At 49.0% G+C, this 1,481-nt stretch carries 1 protein-coding gene and 1 pseudogene; both read left to right on the top strand.

The window, feature by feature from the left end; genetic code table 11:
- Positions 1-133 (top strand): annotated as a pseudogene (locus ACUVJL_RS25900) (IS630-like element ISAcma34 family transposase); the annotation flags it as partial.
- Positions 134-537: 404 nt separating this feature from the next.
- Positions 538-1,242 carry a hypothetical protein gene (locus tag ACUVJL_RS25895; RefSeq protein ID WP_445248461.1) on the top strand — a complete coding sequence of 235 codons (705 nt, stop codon included), beginning with the start codon at positions 538-540 and terminating at the stop codon, positions 1,240-1,242.
- The last annotated feature ends 239 nt before the right edge of the window (positions 1,243-1,481 follow it).

Here is a 1,481-nt window from a genome sequence, read left to right as displayed (position 1 = left end):
TGAGATTTTGTGGCGGTTTATCAAATATCAATGGCTCGAAATAGATGCCTACTCTAGCTGGCAATCTCTTGTTTCATCTGTCGAAATAATTCTTAAAGAATTTGGAGATAATTATGTAATTAATTTTGCTTAACTACTTATTGATGTCACAGCCACCACCGACGAGCCGATCGCCGACGAGCCGATCGAACCTGCAACACCAGCAACAGACATCGAGGGCAAGCTTAACAAGCTCAGCATTCAATCAATCCGCAAGCTGGCCTCAGCGAAAGGGATTGACGCCAAAGGTACACGAGCGGCAATTGCCCGGAGGCTCCAAGCGAGCGTCACAAATGCCGACCTGCGGGCGATCGGCTAACCAGCACTCCCCCCAGTTAGACACTGCTGACCCGTAGTGTCTAAATGGTAGCACAAAACAATATAGGATACCGTTTGACAGGTAGCCTAAAGGTAGTCTAAGATTGTAGTACAAAACAAAACCACAGCGCTTAAGTTTGACAGCCTAGCGCTGTGGTTGTAGCCCCACTAAGGACTCAAATGAACTTAACACAAACAGCACCAACGATCGACACTGCCGCCCCCGCCACCTTTACCTGTGCTCAGTGTCCATTCGCCAGACTGATTGAAGATAACCGCTATTGCTGCCAAGTTTCCCAAACCGCTAGCGATGTCAAGCGCGGCCACTGGGAAGCGACAGTATCCTGCTTTGAAGCACTGGCCAAGGCAGAAGCGGAAAAAGCTACCACCCCAGCCGCCGCCGAAGTGGAAGCACCGATCGCCAAAACCGACGCACCAGCACCCGCACCCGCAACACCAGCCACAGCAAGCCACACAGCCACCGCCGCCCCAACACCCGCAGCCATTGGGGAAAATGACGAACCGCCGAACCGTGGGGACAATGGGCGAGGCCGGGTGCAGCCGATCGCAGCCAAGAAGCTGATGCCGTCGCTGGTAGCCATCAAGCGGATCACGTCCGATATTCCTGCAAGCAATTTCGATCAATTTGAGTTGGAAGTATTAGGCGAGCTCAGTTTATCGATCGGCGGTTTCGTGGTTCCGCCCGTGTTAGTCCGGGATTCTGGCGGATACCGAGTTGTCTCTGGCCATCTTCAATTTCATGCCGCAGTTCTGGCGAAGCAACTTAACCCCAGGGCCGGCGAAACTATTCCGGCGATCGTCCTAGAATCCGAAAATCAAACGACAGCCTCAGCAATGCTTAAGATGCTGAAGTTCGCGGCCTAGATTTGTAGCCCCGCCAAAAATGGACGGGGCCCCTTTTTGACCTACTGTTATCGGAAATATCCCTTATCAATACCGTAAAATGAATAAAATTGAACTTGTAAGTAGTTAAACAAAATTAATTACATAAATAACTAATATGATATACTAAAGTAGTAAGTTGTATTTAAAGAGATTTTATATGTTTTTACTTCGAGATATTAATCCACTTTCCTTGAAATTGCTAAACCGAATTTATCGCG

The organism is Microcoleus sp. OTE_8_concoct_300, from assembly GCF_031383065.1.
In the GTDB taxonomy this organism is placed as follows: Bacteria; Cyanobacteriota; Cyanobacteriia; order Cyanobacteriales; family Microcoleaceae; genus Microcoleus.
The sequence above is the reverse complement of the archived record's forward strand: the minus strand, read 5'-3'. Positions and strand labels throughout refer to the sequence as shown.